At 63.5% G+C, this 15,835-nt stretch carries 17 protein-coding genes; 10 read left to right on the top strand and 7 right to left on the bottom strand.

From position 1 onward, the window contains the following. Positions 1 to 150 precede the first annotated feature (150 nt). Positions 151 to 336: a hypothetical protein gene (locus tag LB569_RS20990; protein WP_224693934.1), complete on the top strand. Its 186-nt coding sequence runs from the start codon at positions 151 to 153 to the stop codon at positions 334 to 336. Continuing rightward, positions 333 to 1,772 (top strand): GMC oxidoreductase, encoded by a 1,440-nt coding sequence (locus LB569_RS20995; protein ID WP_224693935.1) that lies wholly within the window; start codon positions 333 to 335, stop codon positions 1,770 to 1,772. The genes LB569_RS20990 and LB569_RS20995 overlap by 4 nt, the downstream gene beginning before the upstream one ends. Before the next feature lie 226 nt (positions 1,773 to 1,998). On the opposite strand, the gene LB569_RS21000 is transcribed toward LB569_RS20995, so the two are convergent. From LB569_RS21000 to LB569_RS21010, 3 genes are all read right to left on the bottom strand, one after another. Continuing rightward, positions 1,999 to 2,973: an amino acid ABC transporter permease gene (locus LB569_RS21000; RefSeq protein WP_224693986.1), complete on the bottom strand. Its 975-nt coding sequence runs from the start codon at positions 2,971 to 2,973 to the stop codon at positions 1,999 to 2,001. Continuing rightward, positions 2,970 to 4,268 carry an NAD(P)/FAD-dependent oxidoreductase gene (locus LB569_RS21005; protein WP_224693987.1) on the bottom strand — a complete coding sequence of 433 codons (1,299 nt, stop codon included), beginning with the start codon at positions 4,266 to 4,268 and terminating at the stop codon, positions 2,970 to 2,972. Before LB569_RS21005 ends, LB569_RS21000 begins: the two co-directional genes overlap by 4 nt. Before the next feature lie 78 nt (positions 4,269 to 4,346). After that, positions 4,347 to 5,111 (bottom strand): transporter substrate-binding domain-containing protein, encoded by a 765-nt coding sequence (locus tag LB569_RS21010; RefSeq protein WP_224693988.1) that lies wholly within the window; start codon positions 5,109 to 5,111, stop codon positions 4,347 to 4,349. Positions 5,112 to 5,533: 422 nt separating this feature from the next. On the opposite strand from LB569_RS21010, the gene LB569_RS21015 reads away from it, so the two are divergent. Continuing rightward, positions 5,534 to 5,980: an Lrp/AsnC family transcriptional regulator gene (locus LB569_RS21015; protein WP_224542367.1), complete on the top strand. Its 447-nt coding sequence runs from the start codon at positions 5,534 to 5,536 to the stop codon at positions 5,978 to 5,980. 67 nt (positions 5,981 to 6,047) lie between these two features. On the opposite strand, the gene LB569_RS21020 is transcribed toward LB569_RS21015, so the two are convergent. Next, positions 6,048 to 6,680 (bottom strand): TetR/AcrR family transcriptional regulator, encoded by a 633-nt coding sequence (locus LB569_RS21020; RefSeq protein ID WP_140703015.1) that lies wholly within the window; start codon positions 6,678 to 6,680, stop codon positions 6,048 to 6,050. Between the two features lie 102 nt (positions 6,681 to 6,782). Between LB569_RS21020 and LB569_RS21025 the strand changes: the two genes are divergently transcribed. Further along, positions 6,783 to 7,187, top strand: coding sequence for a VOC family protein (locus LB569_RS21025; RefSeq protein ID WP_224693936.1), 405 nt, complete (start codon positions 6,783 to 6,785; stop codon positions 7,185 to 7,187). 101 nt (positions 7,188 to 7,288) lie between these two features. Here LB569_RS21025 and phhA read toward each other — a convergent pair whose 3' ends face one another. Beyond that, a complete protein-coding gene (gene phhA / locus LB569_RS21030; protein ID WP_224693937.1) occupies positions 7,289 to 8,125 on the bottom strand; it encodes a phenylalanine 4-monooxygenase in 837 nt (278 codons plus the stop codon). Between the two features lie 136 nt (positions 8,126 to 8,261). Here phhA and LB569_RS21035 point away from each other — a divergent pair, with 136 nt between their 5' ends. Together LB569_RS21035 and bchE are read left to right on the top strand one after the other, a co-directional pair. Further along, positions 8,262 to 8,738, top strand: a complete 477-nt coding sequence (locus LB569_RS21035) for an Lrp/AsnC family transcriptional regulator (RefSeq protein ID WP_127296467.1) — start codon at positions 8,262 to 8,264, stop codon at positions 8,736 to 8,738. A 111-nt stretch (positions 8,739 to 8,849) separates the two neighbouring features. Next, positions 8,850 to 10,418, top strand: a complete 1,569-nt coding sequence (bchE, locus tag LB569_RS21040) for a magnesium-protoporphyrin IX monomethyl ester anaerobic oxidative cyclase (protein WP_224693938.1) — start codon at positions 8,850 to 8,852, stop codon at positions 10,416 to 10,418. 7 nt (positions 10,419 to 10,425) lie between these two features. On the opposite strand, the gene argB is transcribed toward bchE, so the two are convergent. Together argB and LB569_RS21050 are read right to left on the bottom strand one after the other, a co-directional pair. Further along, the gene (gene argB / locus LB569_RS21045; RefSeq protein WP_140703007.1) at positions 10,426 to 11,319 is read right to left on the bottom strand and encodes an acetylglutamate kinase; all 894 of its coding nucleotides are present in this window, start codon (positions 11,317 to 11,319) and stop codon (positions 10,426 to 10,428) included. 103 nt (positions 11,320 to 11,422) lie between these two features. After that, positions 11,423 to 12,922 (bottom strand): amidase, encoded by a 1,500-nt coding sequence (locus tag LB569_RS21050; RefSeq protein WP_224693939.1) that lies wholly within the window; start codon positions 12,920 to 12,922, stop codon positions 11,423 to 11,425. 138 nt (positions 12,923 to 13,060) lie between these two features. Here LB569_RS21050 and LB569_RS21055 point away from each other — a divergent pair, with 138 nt between their 5' ends. From LB569_RS21055 to msrB, 4 genes are all read left to right on the top strand, one after another. Beyond that, a complete protein-coding gene (locus tag LB569_RS21055; RefSeq protein WP_027040874.1) occupies positions 13,061 to 13,600 on the top strand; it encodes a sigma-70 family RNA polymerase sigma factor in 540 nt (179 codons plus the stop codon). Then, on the top strand, positions 13,597 to 14,319 hold the full coding sequence (locus LB569_RS21060) for an anti-sigma factor domain-containing protein (RefSeq protein ID WP_224693989.1): 723 nt from the start codon (positions 13,597 to 13,599) through the stop codon (positions 14,317 to 14,319). Before LB569_RS21055 ends, LB569_RS21060 begins: the two co-directional genes overlap by 4 nt. A 224-nt stretch (positions 14,320 to 14,543) precedes the next feature. Next, entirely contained in the window at positions 14,544 to 15,101 is a 558-nt protein-coding gene (locus LB569_RS21065; RefSeq protein ID WP_224693940.1) for a fasciclin domain-containing protein, read from the top strand. A gap of 228 nt (positions 15,102 to 15,329) precedes the next feature. Further along, positions 15,330 to 15,833, top strand: coding sequence for a peptide-methionine (R)-S-oxide reductase MsrB (gene msrB / locus LB569_RS21070; RefSeq protein ID WP_140703001.1), 504 nt, complete (start codon positions 15,330 to 15,332; stop codon positions 15,831 to 15,833). Positions 15,834 to 15,835 lie beyond the last annotated feature (2 nt).

The raw sequence follows: 15,835 nt of genomic DNA on the forward strand, positions 1-15,835 counted from the left end.
TTCTAACCCTGTTTGCATTCGGTTGTACCGCTTATCAGCCTTTTCACCGCGTTGAGGCCATGCGTGGCACGATACTGGCTTGCGTGACGATGCGTGTGCCGTTCGGGGAACGTCATGCGCGCATCGAAGCCCTGCCCCGAGAGGCCTGTCATGAGTTTCTTCATCAAAAGAATGTCGCGCCGCACGCTCGTGCAGACGCTGATTGCCCTGCCTGCCCTGTCCTTGTTCCGCAATCGGCCGGATGCCAATGCCGATCATGCCGCTCCGTCGCGGGCCGACCCTGACGAAATCGTCGAGGTCAATGGCTGGATCCTGAAGCGGAGCGACCTGGCATGATCTTCGACAGCTATGAGGCGTATCGCGCCGCCAATTTCGCGCCGAAGGTCTGCATCCTTGGTTCCGGTCCGGCCGGCACCACGATCGCTAGAAAACTTGGTGCGGCCGGCATCCCGGTCGTGGTGATGGAAGCCGGATCGCGGGACTTCAGCGACGAGTCCCAGGACTTCTACCGCGGCACCACGGTTGGCGATTTCTATTTCGATCTCGACATCACCCGGCTGCGGCTCATGGGCGGCAGCTCCAATCACTGGGCCGGCTGGTGCCGCGTGCTCGACAAACAGGATTTCGAGCCGAAGGCCTGGGCGCCCGACACGGGCTGGCCGATCCGCCGCGCCGATATCGAACCTTACCTGCCGGAGGTGCGCGACATCCTCGACCTTCCCGATTTCCGGCCCGACGTGCCGATCTCGGATGACATTCGCTGGGTGCAGCTGATCAAGAGTCCGGCGGTGCGGTTCGCCGAAAAATTCGCCGACGAGCTCGACAAGAGCAAGAACATCGCCGTCGTGCTCAACACCTACGCCACCGAGCTCGCCGGCGACGGCAAGCGGGTGACGGGCGCCAGGCTGTGGTCCAACGGGCAGGACGCCGGCTCGTTCGCGGCCGATTACTTCATCGTCTGCACCGGCGGTCTGGAGAACTCGCGGCTGCTTCTATGGTCGAACCAGCGCTCCAATGGCGGTGTGGTGCCGAACGCCACGGCCCTTGGCCGCTATTGGATGGAGCATCCGACCTTCGAGGGCGGCGATGCCATCCTGGGCAATTATGGTGCCTTCGAGGTCGATGCCGTCAACGAGGCCTTCTTCTCGCCGACGCTTGCCGCGATGGAGCGGCTGCGGATCATGAATTTCGGTATCAGGCTGATCGAGAAGCCATATCCTGGCGTCAAGAACCTCATCGCCGATCTCGCCTGCACGGCGCCAAACATGGCCGAATGGATGTCATCCAAGCTCAGCCAGAATTTGCGTTGTGCCGCGCAGCTCTATGTCGCCTGGGAGCAGGCGCCGCTCGCCTCCAACCAGATCGAACTGTCGAAAACCGATGTCGATCATGCCGGTGTGCCGCGCATCGAGCTGCATTGGAAGAAATCGGAGCTGGAACGGCGCACGCTGCTCGAAGGGCTGAGACTGTTCGGCGCCACGCTGATCGAGAAGAACCTGGGCCGTGTGCGCATCGCCGACTGGATCGGCAATGGCGCGGACTATCCGACCGACGAAGAAACGGCGGGGCACCATCATATGGGTGGCACGCGCATGGGCACCGACGTGACCAGGAGCGTGGTGGATGCCAATTGCAAGGTGCATGGCATGGACAATCTCTATGTCGGTGGCTCTTCGGTGTTCTGCACGTCGGGCCAAGCCAACCCGACGACGACCATCACCGCGCTCGCCTGCCGGTTGGGCGAGCACCTGCGCAAGGTGGTCTTCGTCTGAGGACCGACAAAGTCGGCCCGCCAATCGCAGCGGCCGGCAAGCCAGGCGCCAATGATGGCGCCGGCAGCGGCTTCAAAAGCCTTGGACGGCGATGCGCACCAGAACGGCGGCGGCCGCCAGCGCGCTCGACCTGCAACGCGCCCAGCTCAAGCGGTTGAAGGCCGAGGCGCCCCGGGTGCGCTAAACATGTCGCATGGACCGTTCCGGCACACTTTAGGCCGCCGGATCACACCTGGCGACCCGATCGGCCGAAACGCCGTTCGAGATAGGCCTGGCCGAATTCGAGCGCGATCGACAGGGCCCAGTAGATCATCGAGGCGGTGATCAGCATCTCGATATGACGGAACTCCGTCTGGCCCATCGTGCGGGCGAGATACATGATCTCCCAAACGCCGACGACGGACACCAGCGAGGAATCCTTCAGCATGGCGATGAACTGGTTGCCGGTCGGCGGGATGATGACCCGCATAGCCTGCGGCAGGATGACCAGCGCCATGGTCTGGCCCGGGCTCAGGCCGAGCGCCGTGGCGCCTTCGCTTTGGCCGCGCGGGATGCTTTCGATGCCGGCGCGGAAGATCTCGGTCATGTAGGCGCCGTAGCACAGCGACAGCGCCACGATGCCCGCCGGCACCGCGCCGATCACATAGCCGACCTGCGGCAGGCCGAGATAGATGATGTAGATCTGCATCAGCAGAGGCAGGCCGCGAAACAGCGACGTGTAGAAGGTGGCCAGCCCGTAGACGATGCCGTTTCCGGTCAGCTTGGCGATGGCGCCGACCAGCGCGATGACGGTCGCGATCAGGATCGAGATCGCCGAAATGTAAAGCGTCGTGGTGACGCCCTGCGTGACCAGGAAACCAATCTTTCTGGCGATGAAGGCGAGCGAGAGGTCGAAGGAATAGAAGAACAGCATCAGCAGCGCGAACAGCTCGATCCAGACGCCGACGATCTGCTGGCGCCGGGGCAGGAGGAGCAGCAGCTTGCAATTCACCAGCACCAGCAGCGCGATCGATACGGCGGAGAGGGCCTGCGACAAGGCGGGGTTGGCCCGCAACCAGTCGGATGCGTCGGGCATCAACGTAGCGAGCCAGCTCGACTTGATGCCCATGGCGTAGAGGGCTGCGGCCAGCAGCGCCGGAAAAAACACCGCGGCCGCACGGCGGGCGAGCCCTGGATGGGAGAGCATCAGCCGGCCGATCATGCCGCCACCTTGGCGGTGGCGTTGCGTTCCCGCCACCAGTCCTGCGCCTGCAGTTTCCAGTAGGTGAGCTGCGCGGCGGCCAGGCCGGCGGCGCCGCCGGCCCAGTTCAATCCGAACGGCGCGAACTGCCGGTAGCGGTCCGAAGCGCCCAGAATGCCTTCCGCGACGACTTTTCCGGCAATCGCCGTGGTGTTGAGGCCATGGCCACCGAATGCGGTGCAGTACCAGACACCCGGCTGCAGCGCGCCGATCTGGGGCATCAGATGCCGGGCATAGGACATCAGACCCGACCAGGCCAATTCGGTCTTGAGACCGGCAAGCTGCGGGTAGGTGCCGACCATCTCGCGGCGCAATTCGCGCGCCAGCGCGTCGGCGGAAGCGGCGCGCGTGGTGATGCGCCCGCCCCACAAGAGGCGATTGCCGTTCTCGACCAGACGATAATAGTCGCCCGCCCGCCTGTTGTCGCCGACGGCATCCGTGGTGGCGACGGCCTGCGCGATGAGGCGGGGAGCCGCCTCGGAAACCATGACATAGGTCGCGATCGGCAGGAAAGCGCGGTGGAGTTGAGCGAATACCGGCCCGGTGTAGCCGCCGGTCGCCAGCACGATCTGGGGCGCCCGAAGCGTGCCCTGTCTGGTGCGCAGCATCTTTTGCGTTCCCGACAGGTCGCATTGCACGACCTCGGAGCTCTCATGGATCTTGCCACCCAGGCGCTCGATTTCGTCGGCCAGGCAACGCAGATAGTTGAGCGGATGGATGTGAAAGGCGTTTGGGTCGCGCAGGCCCTGGTAATAGCGGGCGGACTTCAGCGCCGATCGGACGTCTTCCCGGCGCAGATATTGAAGCTCGTAACCATGGTCGCGTGCCATCTGGTCGGCATAGGCCTTCAGCGCGTCGCCATCGTCGTAGCGCAGGACGCTGAGCAGGCCGGCGCGCGGCTCGGCGGCCGATATTGCGAGCGCCTCTATGGTGTCGCGGACGAATTCGACGCCTTCGATCGACAGCCGGTGCAGGTCGCGCGCTGCCTCGCCGCCGACACGTGCGGCGATGTTGTCGCCGCCGGTGGCGAAGCCGGGCGTGACGAAACCACCATTGCGGCCCGAAGCGCCAAAGCCGACGAGCTGGGCTTCCAGCACGGCGACATGCAGTCCGGCGCGCGCCAGTTGCAGCGCCGTCGTCAGCCCGGCCAACCCGGCGCCGACGACGGCCACGTCACATCGCGCCTCGCCTTGCAGCGGCGGCCTCGTCTTCCGGTCGGTCAGGGTGCGGGCGTAATAGGTGTCCGGATAGGCCATCGGCGACTTTTGCTGTGAGTGGTGGTTCATTTTGCGGGGTAACGCCGCCGGCGGCCGAGGGCAGCCGGCGGAATGACCTCACTTGGCGCTGTAGTCCTTGCCGTACCACTTCGTGGTCAGCGCGGCGAGCGTGCCATCGGTCTTCATCCCGGTGATGATGCCAGCGACCTTTGCGGTCCACTCGGGATCCTTCTTCTCGGCGATGACGACGAGCGGCTCGCGGAAGGCGTACTCGCCTTCCAGGATCTTCACGGGATAACCGTTCTTGATGGCGTTCTGTGCCGTCTGCTCAGGCGCGATCACGGCGTTCAGGCGCACGCCGTCTCCAAGCCGCAAATCATCGAAGGGAAGCATCGAATCCGCGTATGTGCGGACCTCGCCCGGTTCGAGCTTGTATTCGATGGGAGCCAGGCCGGGTGCGTCGATTTCGAGCTTGCGGCGGATGAAATCCTCCGAGGTGGTGGCCGTCTCGACGCCGATGATCTTGCCGTTGAGATCGGCGACCGACTTCGCGCCGCTGTCCTTGTGCACGACATAGACATAAGGGCTGTAATAATAGATGCCGACAAAGTCGATCACCTTGGAACGGGCCTTGGTCGGGGTGACCGATCCGACGCCGAGGTCGTAGCGTCCCTGCCAGCGGCCGCCGGTCAGCGTCGCCCAGTCGGGCGTTTCGAACGAGACCTCGACACCAAGCCGCTTGCCGATCTCGCGCGAGACGTCGATGTCGAAACCGGCGAGTTCGTTGCTGTCGTTGAGGAAGCTCTGTGGCGGCCAGGCGGCGTTGGTGGCGATGACCATCGCCTTTTTCGACGTGACGCGGTCCAGGGTTTCCCCGGCCATGGCGGCCGTCGTGATAGCGAATGTCGCGGCGGCAAGAATGGCTAAATCGAGCAGCTTTTTCAAAGTTATCCCTCCCTTGTGGTTGAAACTGATAGGATGCGTAACGTTGGACCTCAGCGCTTCTGCACAAGTCCAACGCGGATTGGTTTGTGCCCCACGCCGGGGCTTGTTCCCCCTGATGGACCGGCGTTTGTGCCCCAGACAGTCAGGTCGCAAAAAGCAGGCTTCCACCCGGCGAAATGCGCGATAATGGCGATTACGCAGTCATTGCGTGCCTTGAGACGGCAAAGTGCCTGAAAGGTTCGCCTTGTGCTGTTCGCCCCGGCCAGTCTTCCAGCCAGTCTTCCCGATTGTCGCGGAGGCGGTTCAGCCGATAGGATCGCGCGGCGGTTACAGCGCGGATCGAGCGAGAGGATTTGTTTGTGGAATTGACCGAGAAGGATCGTCAGCTGCTCGCGCTCATGCAAAAGAATGCGCGTGAGCCGGTCGCTTCACTGGCACGGCAGCTCGGCGTATCGCGGACTGCGCTGCAGGAGCGGATACAGAAGCTGGAGGCCGGCGGCATTATCGAAGGCTATACCGTGCGGCTGGCCAAGGCGGTGGCCCAGAACGCGGTCCACTGTTTCACGCTCGCCGCCTTGAACAACAAGAGCTATCCGGACGTCTCCAGGAAGATCAAGGCGATGCCTTCGATCCAGGCGGTCTACGCCATAACCGGCGAGTGGGACCTGATCATTCACCTGGCCGCCGAGACGCTCGAGAAGCTGAACCGGGAGGTGAATGCCGTCAATGAAATCAGCGGCGTCGTCAAAACCGCTTCCCATGTGGTGATGGAGACGAAGTTCAACCGCACCATCTACGCATTGTAGCGCGTGGCGGGACGCCTCCGCGGCCAACACCCGGCCGGCTTTGCCGCAAACGTCGGCGGGCGACGGACTATTTAGGCTGGACGCCATAGGCGACAAGAAACGCCTCTACCGAGGCATCCGCGTGCCGTTCAAGTTCGGCCTTGGAGCGCGGGTTGCTCCCAGTGAACATGGCTTCATTCATGGGGATCCAGAGAAGCATTCCAAACAAATGGCTGGCTGCCAGATGGGGGTCGCTGGTTTGCATCAGTCCCCGATTGGTGAGCTTTTGAAAGCACGACGCCATCGAGGCCAACATGCGCTCAAAACCTTTTTCGTACCAGCTGCGACCAAGCTGCGGCATTCGATCCGCATTGGCGATGATCAGGCGTCGCAGCTTCAACAACTCTTCATCCATGAGCAGCGTTATCAAACGTCGGGCAAGCTGCTGCAGGCCACCCTGCATGAATTTCGCCTCTGAAAGCAGTGTCGTCACGGACTCGATGATATCGTTGACCTGGGTCGCGGTTGATAGAACGACTTCGGCGAAAAGCGTCTCCTTGTCCGTGAAATGCTTGTAGACAGTCTGCTTGGAAGCTCCCGCCCTGGTGGCGATTTCCTCCATGCTGGTTCCATCATAGCCCTTGGCGATGAACGCCGCCGTGGCCGCCTGGATGATTTCACGATCCTTGCGTGCCGATCTGGTCTCCCCTTCGATTTGCATGGCGCTCCTTGACCGGTACTAGACGGTACCGTTCCTGCATGATAGTCGTCAAACGGTACTGGACTGACTAGTACCTGTCAACGAAGGCAAGGCTTTAGACCGATGACCAAGATGATCTTCATAAATCTGCCGGTGCGCGATCTGCAGGCAGCGACCAACTTTTATCTCGCGATCGGGGGCACGCTGAATTCGCAGTTCTCGAACGACCAGGCCAGCTCGATCATGTTCTCGGACTCCATTGGAGTCATGTTGCTTACGCATCAGCATTACGGCCAGTTCACGGCAAGGCAGATCGGCGACCCCAAGCGTGAAAGCCAGATGCTGATCGCTCTCACCACCGACAGCAAGGACGACGTCAATGCCGTGATCGAGAAGGGCGTGGCGGCAGGCGGCCGCGCTGATCCCAATCCGGCGCAGGATCTCGGCTTCATGTTCAACCGCCACATCGAAGACCCTGACGGCAACGTCTGGGAGTTCCTGTGGATGAACCCCGCCGCCCTGCAATAATCTGTCGGGATCAAAGCGTCTAAGGCGCGTCGCGTCGAGAGGGACTCATGCGACGCGCCTTAGTCTACCCTAATGGCGAGGTCATTTTTGACCGAAACGCATTAGACCGTCGCCGGGTCGAGCGCCGGTTGCCCCTTGCGGCGCGCGACGATCGCCTCGAAATCCGCGCTCTGGAAGGCATCGCGCAAGGCGTCGAAGGACGGCAGAACGAAATAGGCGCGCTGGAACTTGTCGATCTCGTAGCCGGTGCGCATCACCGTTTCCAGGTCGAAAAGCACATGGTGGGCGTCCTTGCCTTCGACGGCGAACTGCAGTTCGGTAAAGGACGACATCAGCCCGGCGCCAAAGGCCTTCAGCGGCTGGCCGGCCTCCTGCATCAGGCCGTATTCGGCTGTGTACCAGTAGAGCCGTGTGATCATCTCGTCGCCGCCGAGCGCGATGATGTCGCCGGCCTTCCTGCCATACATTTGCATGAAGTCGGCGAACACCGGCTGCGACAGCACCGGCACATGGCCGAAGAAATCGTGGAACATGTCCGGCTCGACGATGTAGTCGAGTTCCTGCCTGCTGCGCAGCCAGTTGGTGACCGGGAAGCGGCGGTTGGCAAGGTGATCGAAGAAGGGTGCGGCCGGAATGAGGCCCGGCACGGCGACGATCTCCCAGCCGGTCAGCTCGCGCAGCCTGGCGCTGACGTCAGCGAAATCGGGGATGCGGTCGAGCAGGCCAAGCTTCTCGACGCCGTCGAGATAGGAATGATGGGCGAGTTTTTGCGTCAGCTTGGTCTGGCGGTCGCAGAGCGTGCGCCACACGGCCTGCTCCTCGGCGCTGTAGTCATAATCCTGCGCCACGGTGAAATCGGCGCGGCAGACCGAATAGTCGCCGCGCAAACCCTGTGCCGCGCAGTCGCGGGCATATTCGGCAACGCTCATCGTCGTCATGGCTGTCTCTCCCTCGCAAATCATCAGTGGCTGAGAAGAGGTTAACCGGATTTGCCGAGGCAAATCGGTTTTGATGATGGCTCGCTGGCGGCAATCGGGATAATATTCACTCATAATTGGGATCAGGGGAGTGAAAATGCCTCAATTTGACGACTTCGAGATCAAGATGCTCGATGTCCTGCAACGCGATGGGCGCAAGCCCGTCTCCGAGCTGGCACAGGAGATCGGCCTGTCGACCACGCCTTGCGCGCGGCGCTTCGAGGCGCTGCAGGAAGCCGGCATCATCAAGGGATTTGCCGCCGTGATCAGCCGCCGCGCGGTCGGCCTGATGGTCGAGGTGTTCATCCAAGTGCGCCTGGTCAGCCACAGCGACGGCTCGCCCGAAAGCTTCATTGCCGCCGTGCAGCGCATGGACGAGGTGTCATCGTGCTGGACGATGACCGGCGACCACGATTTCCTGCTGCATGTCATGGTGCCCTCGGTCGACGAACTCAACGCCTTCGTGATGCACCGGCTGATGCGGCTTGACGGGGTGCGCGACGTCCACACGCAGCTGGTGCTGCAAAACATCAAGGGACCCGGCCACGTGCCGCTCGCGCATCTGAGGCGGTGAGGGCGCTTCCCCGTTTCTGCGGAAAAGCTGCAAGCAAACTGCTGAAACAGGCCAATCGGGCGGCACGATCGCCACCCAGCATGCGCGGACCAACTTCCCCGGAGGTCCGCCATGAACATCGTCCTGATCAATCCGCCGCACACCGCCATCGGCAGCCGCGTGCCCGACGATCACCTGCCGCCGCTCGGCCTGCTGGCCATCGGCGGCCCGCTGATCGATGCCGGCCACCAGGTGCGGCTCGTCGATGCCGAGTTCGGGCCGATGCCGCTTGCCACAGTCGTCGCGGAAGCCTTGGAGGACTGTCCCGACTTCGTCCTGATCGGCCATTCCGGATCCACTTCGGCGCATCCGACCGCCTTGTTGATCGCCGGCATGATCAAGGCGCGCGCGCCGGCGACGATCGTCATCTATGGCGGCGTCTTCCCGACCTATCATTGGCGCGACATACTGGCAGAAGCGGACGTTTTCGACTTCATCGTGCGCGGCGAGGGCGAAGCGACCGTGATGGCGCTGGTCGAGGCGGTGGAAATGCGCCAGCCGCCGGCAAGCGTTGCCGGCATCGCCTATCGCGACGATCTTCGCCGTCCCTTCGCCACGCAGGCAGCGATGACGATTGCCGATCTCGATGCCTACCGCGTCGGCTGGGAACTGATCGACCACCGCAGATACAGTTACTGGGGCGGCAAGCGTGCCGTGGTCATGCAGTTTTCGCGCGGCTGCCCGCATCTGTGCAATTATTGCGGCCAGCGCGGCTTCTGGACCCGTTGGCGGCACCGCGACCCCAAGAAATTCGCGCAGGAGATCGCCTGGCTGCACCGCGAGCACGGCGTCGAGCTGGTCAACCTCGCCGACGAGAACCCGACCGTCTCAAAAAAGGCCTGGCGCGCTTTCCTGGATGCGATGATCGCCGAGAACGTGCCGGTGCTGATCGTCGGATCGACGCGCGCCGACGACATCGTGCGCGACGCCGACATGCTGCATCTCTACCGCAAGGCCGGCGTCATCCGCTGGCTGCTCGGCATGGAAAACACCGACGAGCAGACGCTGCAATTGATCCGCAAGGGCGGCAGCACCTCATCCGACCGCGAGGCGATCCGGCTGTTGCGAAAGCACGGCATCCTGTCGATGGCGACCTGGGTGGCCGGCTTCGAGGACGAGGGTTTTCGCGATCTGTGGCGCGGCTTTCGTCAGCTCCTCGCCTACGATCCCGACCAGATCCAGGCGCTCTATGTTACGCCGCACCGCTGGACGCCGTTCTTCCGCATCGCGCGCGACCGCAAGGTCATCCAGCAGGACGCGCGTCTATGGGATTACAAACACCAAGTCCTGCACATGACCCGGCTGAAGCCGTGGATGCTGTTCTTTTCGGTCAAGCTGATCGAAGTGGCGGTGCAATCGCGGCCGAAGGCTTTGGCGCGCATCCTGTTTCATCCCGATCCCGAGCAGCGGCACTCGATGCGCTGGTACACGCAAATGGGCCGCCGCGTCTGGTTCCGCGAGGTCTGGGGATTCCTGGCGACGGACCGCCGTGTGAAGGATGGTCCGACGCTGGCCGAATTCTGGGGCGCGCCGCAGGACGCCGAAGAGGAATCGATGAGGGTTTCACGCCCGGCGCGAAAGCTGGCCGTCCCCGTCATCGAGGGCAGTCAGGTGCCAGGAGAACAGAAGTTAGCCGGCTGATCGTCGGCTACGGCACGATCAGCGTGCCGGCGCCGTGCTCGGTGAACAGTTCGAGCAGCACCGAATGCGGCGTCTTGCCGTTGAGGATGACGACGCCCTCGACGCCCCGCTCGATCGCCTCGATGCAGGTCTCGACCTTCGGGATCATGCCGCCCGACACGGTGCCGTCCTTGATCAGCGCCTTGGCCTCGGCGACCGTCAGCTCATCGATCAGCTTCTTGTTCTTGTCGAGCACGCCGGGCACGTCGGTGAGGAACAAAAGGCGCGAAGCCTTGCAGGCGCCGGCGATGGCACCTGCAAACGTGTCGGCGTTGATGTTGTAGGTGTGGCCGTCGCGGCCGGGCGCCACCGGCGCCAGCACCGGGATCATTTCGGAGCGGGCCAGAAGATCGAGCAGCGTGCGGTCGACCTCGACCGGCTCGCCGACGAAGCCGAGATCGAGCACGCGCTCGATGTTGGAGTCGGGGTCGATCATGGTCTTGCGCGCCTTTTCGGCGAAAACCATGTTGCCGTCCTTGCCGCAGAGCCCGATCGCCCATTCGCCCTCGGCGTTGATCAGCGCGACGATCTCCTTGTTGATCGAGCCCGCCAGCACCATCTCGACGATCTCGACCGTCTTCTGGTCGGTGACGCGCAGCCCGCCCTCGAACTTGGATTCGATGCCCATCTTGGCCAGCATGGCGCCGATCTGCGGACCGCCGCCATGGACGACGATCGGATTGACGCCGGACTGCTTGAGCAGAGCGATGTCGCGGGCGAAGGCCTTGCCGAGTTCGAGATCGCCCATGGCATGGCCGCCATATTTCACCACGACCGTCTTGTGCTCGTAGCGCTGCATGTAAGGCAGCGCGCGCGACAAGAGGGCGGCCTGCATTTCGGCGGTGGCGGCGACGTCCGTCATCGGCGTGGTTCCCTGGATAATACTAGCTAAGGACGGCGGCGTCTTAGCGGGAATTGACGCGAGCCGCAAATGGCATTGCTGTCATAGTCGGTTCACGGTGTCGTCATTGTGACGGCACCATCAGCGGCGCCCTGCGGCCAAGCCAGCCCGAGATTTTCTCCATCTGCGCGGCGAACGACAAAAGCGTTTCCTCGTCGCCCGGCCGGCCGGCGGCCTGGATGCCGAGCGGCAGGCCGGCCGCCGTGACATGGACGGGCAACGCGATCGACGGCTGGCCGCTGACATTGTGGATCGCCGGCCAGTGCGTGAACCAAAGGCTCTTGTCCATCAACTGGCCGAACAGGGGCTTGATCCTGAGCAACGGGGTGAGGTGAAGCTTGTCGAGCAGGTTTTCGATCAGTTCGTCGGCACCTTTGGGATCCATGGCGCCGCAGGGAAGCGGCGGGTGCGCGATGATGGGCATGAGGACGGCGTCGTACTGCGCGGTTTCCTCGATCATCCGCCGTGAGGCGGCGTGCAGCCGCTGCAGGCTGGCATAGACCTCGCCGGCCGAGACCAATTCGCCCAACCGGCCGAGCACCCGCGTGGCGCGCTCGATGTCGCCCGTCACGGAGCGGCCGACGCGCAGCGCTTCACCCCGCAATGAACCGGCAACGGCGGAGGCGACCGTCGTGCAGAAATCGGCGAAGAACTCGCGGCCGATGAAGGGCAGCTCGATGTCCTCGACGGTATGGCCGCCCTCGCGGGCGAGCGCCACCGCAATGTCGAGCGCCTTGAGCGTCTCGGCCGAGATCGGCAGGCCGAGGGGTGATTTGCGGTACACCGCCAGCTTGAGCTTGCCGGGATCGCGCGCGGCGGCCGCGGCGAACGGGCCCTTGGGCGGCAGCGCGGCATAAGGCGCCAGCGGATCGGGACCGTGAGTGAGGTCGAGCAGCACGGCGCAGTCGCGCACCGAACGGGTGACGGCGTGATCGACGACCATGCCGTACCAGCTCTCGCTCACCAGCGGCGACAGCGGAATGCGGCCGCGCGAGGTCTTGAGGCCGACAAGCCCGCTGCAGGCGGACGGCACCCGGATCGAGCCGCCGCCATCCGAAGCATGCGCCACCGGCACGACGCCGGCGGCGACCAGTGCCGCCGCGCCGCCGGACGATCCGCCGGTGGTGTGGCCGGTGTTCCAGGGATTGCGGGTGATGCCGAAGGCTTTCGACTCGGTCATCAACCGCAGCCCGTGTTCCGGCGATGTCGAGGTGACGATCGGGATCAGTCCGGCGGCGAGGTAGCGCTCCGTCATCACCGAGTTGAAATCGGGCACCCAGGCGGGAATGCGGCTGCCGCCATGCGTGGGCACGCCCTTGACGGCGATGCCGAGATCCTTGATGGCAAAGGGCACGCCGGCCAGCGGCAGCGAACGGTCGATGCTCTTCGCCCGGACCCGTGCCGCCTCATAGAGCGGCTCCGCCGTGGCGTTGATTGCGGGCCTTGTTGCCTCCGCGCGGGCGATCGCCGCTTCAGTCAGCTCGATCGCTGTCAGTTCGCCCTTGCGCACCAGACCGGCAAGGCCGGTTGCGTCTTCTTCCCACAGGACCCGTTCGACCGACATGCGCGCTCCCCCCGTTTGCCGCCACGCTAGTGAGCGGCAATTCCCTTGGCAATCGCAGCCTGCGCGTGGCGCCGAACTTTAGGTGCACAGCATATTTCCGGCGTTGCAAATACAACGCAATCGCCTAATTTGGCTCGCATGACGCCGCAGGACATTACCAAGCTGATCGTCCGGACTTCGATGAAGGATCGGGCAGCGTTCGATCTGCTTTACCGACAGACCAGTGCGAAACTTTTCGGCGTATGCCTTCGTGTATTGAACGACCGGGGAGATGCTGAAGAAGCGCTGCAGGAAGTCTTCGTCAAGATATGGACGAAGGCGGATCGCTTTGCTGTCTCCGATCTGAGCCCGATCTCCTGGTTGGTAGCGATCGCGCGCAATCATGCGATCGATCGCATCAGGGCGCGGCGCAAGCCCGCCGCCGATATCGATGCCGCGCTCGACGTGGCCGATCCGGCGCCGGGGCCTGAAGCGATGGTGGTGGCGGGCGACGAATCCGAGCGTATCCATCATTGTCTCGACGAGTTGGAAAAAGACCGGGCGGCGGCCGTCCGGGGCGCTTATCTCAAGGGCGAAAGCTATGCCGAACTGGCGGAACGCCACGGCGTGCCGTTGAACACGATGCGTACCTGGCTGCGCCGCAGCCTGATGAAACTGAGAGAATGTCTGGAAAGATGACGCTGGCAGAGGACAACGGACCGGAACGAGGGGGCGACGACCTGTTCGCCGCCGAATACGTTCTTGGCGTGTTGCCGGTCGAAGAGCGGCAGATAGCCTCCAGGCGCATCGACGCCGAGACCGATTTCGCGCGGCTCGTCGATGGCTGGGAAGTTCGCCTGTCGCCGCTGGCCGCGGCCTATCCGGAAGTCGAGCCGCCGGCTTCGGTGAAGCGGGCGATCGACGGCCGGCTATTTTCATCCGCCGCCGCGGCACCTGCCGAACCGCGTGCCGGCCTGTGGTCCAGCCTCGCCTTCTGGCGCGGACTAGCCGCCGCGGCGGTCGCCGCACTGGCGATCTACATTGCGATCCCTTACGTCAACCCACCGGTCGCACAGCCGCAGGCTCGGCTCGTCGCCTCGCTGGCTGCCGATGGCAGCGACGTCAAATATCTGGCCGTTTATGATGCGGCGCATCACGAGGTTGGCCTGTCGCATGTCTCCGGTGAGCGTGCCTCCGGCAAGGACTTCGAACTTTGGATGATCGAGGGCAAGAATCCGCCGGTGTCGATGGGTGTCATCCCGGTCGGGTCAACAGCGCATATCGTCGTCTCGCCGGCAGCCCAGCAGAAGCTTGCCCAAGGTGCGGTGCTGGCCGTCAGTCTTGAGCCCGCCGGTGGTTCGCCTACCGGGCAGCCCACCGGGCCGGTGGTGGCCGCGGGCGACCTGAAGAGCATCTGACCTCGTCTCCTCACCGCGAAACCGTCACCAGAATAATTCCAATGCATCTTATGTCATGCGTGTCTAAACAGACGCGTAAGCCGGCAAAATATTGAGTCGAATAAATCTCTCGACCGCACGATTAAATTGAAAATTCAAAAACATTCTGAAACTCACGCGTTTGTGTCTCGTATCTCCTCGCGTCCCCAAAGATGGGAAGAGAAAACCCGAGGAGTTTTAATACAATGCGTAGATTCGCCACCCTTTTGCTCGCCGGTACGATCGCTGTCTCGGCGCTTGCCACGGCTGCTTATGCTGAAAACCCGATGGTCGGCGGCGCCGCCATGTATGCCAACAAGACCATCGTCGACAACGCCGTCAATTCCAAGGATCACACGACCCTGGTCGCCGCCGTCAAGGCCGCCGGCCTGGTCGAGACCTTGCAGGGCGCCGGCCCGTTCACCGTCTTCGCGCCGACCAACGAAGCCTTCGCCGCGCTGCCGGCCGGTACGGTCGACACGCTGCTCAAGCCCGAGAACAAGGACAAGCTCACCAAGATCCTGACCTGCCATGTCATTGGCGCCAAGGCCATGGCGGCTGACGTGGTCGCGATGGCCAAGGCCGACGGCGGCACACACAAGGTCAAGACGGTCGGCGGCTGCGAACTGTCGCTCAAGGCCGATGGCGGCAAGGTCACCGTCACCGACGAGAACGGCAATGTCGCCAATGTGACGATCGCCGATGTCGAACAGTCCAACGGCGTCATCCACGTCATCGACAAGGTTCTGCTCCCGAAGATGTGATCGGGTGGAGGATGTAACGGGGAGGCTGTCGCGGACGAACCCGTTGCAAGAGCTCTCCGTCGATCGCGTCGTCTCGCTCCCGTGATCCGCTATCGACATGCGTGCTCCGCGCCGTTCCATGGTCAATCGTGGAACGGCGCGGGGTTCGTTTGAGAGCAGCCGCCACCGGCTTTTGACTTTCGCGTGGCGGGTATAGTTTGGCAAAACGGACGACAGGAGGAACTGGTCATGAACCGTCGCGACTTTCTTTTGAGCGGTGCCGCCGCCATCGGCGTCGTTGGAGCCGCGGCAGCAATGCTGCGCATGGGCGCCCCGCAGGCCGCACTGGCCGCCGAGAAATTCGAGGTCACCAAGACCGACGACGAATGGAAGGCCATCCTGTCGCCGGCCGCCTTCAATGTGCTGCGCAAGGAGGGCACGGAGTATCCCGGCACCAGCCCGCTGCTCAACGAACACCGCAAGGGCATCTTCGCCTGCGCCGGCTGCGACCTGCCGGTCTATCCCTCGGAGACGAAATTCGATTCCGGCACCGGCTGGCCGAGCTTTTGGCAGGAGATCGCCAACGGCATCGGCAAGACCGAGGACCGCTCGCTGGGCATGACCCGCACCGAAGTGCATTGCCGGCGCTGCGGCGGCCATCTCGGCCACGTCTTCGACGATGGCCCGGCGCCCACCGGCCTGCGCCACTGCATCAACGGCGTGGCGCTGAGCTTCAAGCCCGCGACCGCCTGACG

This window comes from Mesorhizobium sp. BH1-1-4 (assembly GCF_020165665.1).
Taxonomy (GTDB): domain Bacteria; phylum Pseudomonadota; class Alphaproteobacteria; order Rhizobiales; family Rhizobiaceae; genus Mesorhizobium.

Bases quoted from the DNA above. Each gene is read 5' to 3' on its own strand.
- LB569_RS20990 (WP_224693934.1), top strand. From the start codon at position 151: ATGAGTTTCTTCATCAAAAGAATGTCGCGCCGCACGCTCGTGCAGACG.
- LB569_RS20995 (WP_224693935.1), top strand. From the start codon at position 333: ATGATCTTCGACAGCTATGAGGCGTATCGCGCCGCCAATTTCGCGCCG.
- LB569_RS21000 (WP_224693986.1), bottom strand. From the start codon at position 2,973: ATGATCGGCCGGCTGATGCTCTCCCATCCAGGGCTCGCCCGCCGTGCG.
- LB569_RS21005 (WP_224693987.1), bottom strand. From the start codon at position 4,268: ATGGCCTATCCGGACACCTATTACGCCCGCACCCTGACCGACCGGAAG.
- LB569_RS21010 (WP_224693988.1), bottom strand. From the start codon at position 5,111: ATGGCCGGGGAAACCCTGGACCGCGTCACGTCGAAAAAGGCGATGGTC.
- LB569_RS21020 (WP_140703015.1), bottom strand. From the start codon at position 6,680: ATGCAAATCGAAGGGGAGACCAGATCGGCACGCAAGGATCGTGAAATC.
- LB569_RS21025 (WP_224693936.1), top strand. From the start codon at position 6,783: ATGACCAAGATGATCTTCATAAATCTGCCGGTGCGCGATCTGCAGGCA.
- phhA (WP_224693937.1), bottom strand. From the start codon at position 8,125: ATGACGACGATGAGCGTTGCCGAATATGCCCGCGACTGCGCGGCACAG.
- LB569_RS21035 (WP_127296467.1), top strand. From the start codon at position 8,262: ATGCCTCAATTTGACGACTTCGAGATCAAGATGCTCGATGTCCTGCAA.
- bchE (WP_224693938.1), top strand. From the start codon at position 8,850: ATGAACATCGTCCTGATCAATCCGCCGCACACCGCCATCGGCAGCCGC.
- argB (WP_140703007.1), bottom strand. From the start codon at position 11,319: ATGACGGACGTCGCCGCCACCGCCGAAATGCAGGCCGCCCTCTTGTCG.
- LB569_RS21050 (WP_224693939.1), bottom strand. From the start codon at position 12,922: ATGTCGGTCGAACGGGTCCTGTGGGAAGAAGACGCAACCGGCCTTGCC.
- LB569_RS21055 (WP_027040874.1), top strand. From the start codon at position 13,061: ATGACGCCGCAGGACATTACCAAGCTGATCGTCCGGACTTCGATGAAG.
- LB569_RS21060 (WP_224693989.1), top strand. From the start codon at position 13,597: ATGACGCTGGCAGAGGACAACGGACCGGAACGAGGGGGCGACGACCTG.
- LB569_RS21065 (WP_224693940.1), top strand. From the start codon at position 14,544: ATGCGTAGATTCGCCACCCTTTTGCTCGCCGGTACGATCGCTGTCTCG.
- msrB (WP_140703001.1), top strand. From the start codon at position 15,330: ATGAACCGTCGCGACTTTCTTTTGAGCGGTGCCGCCGCCATCGGCGTC.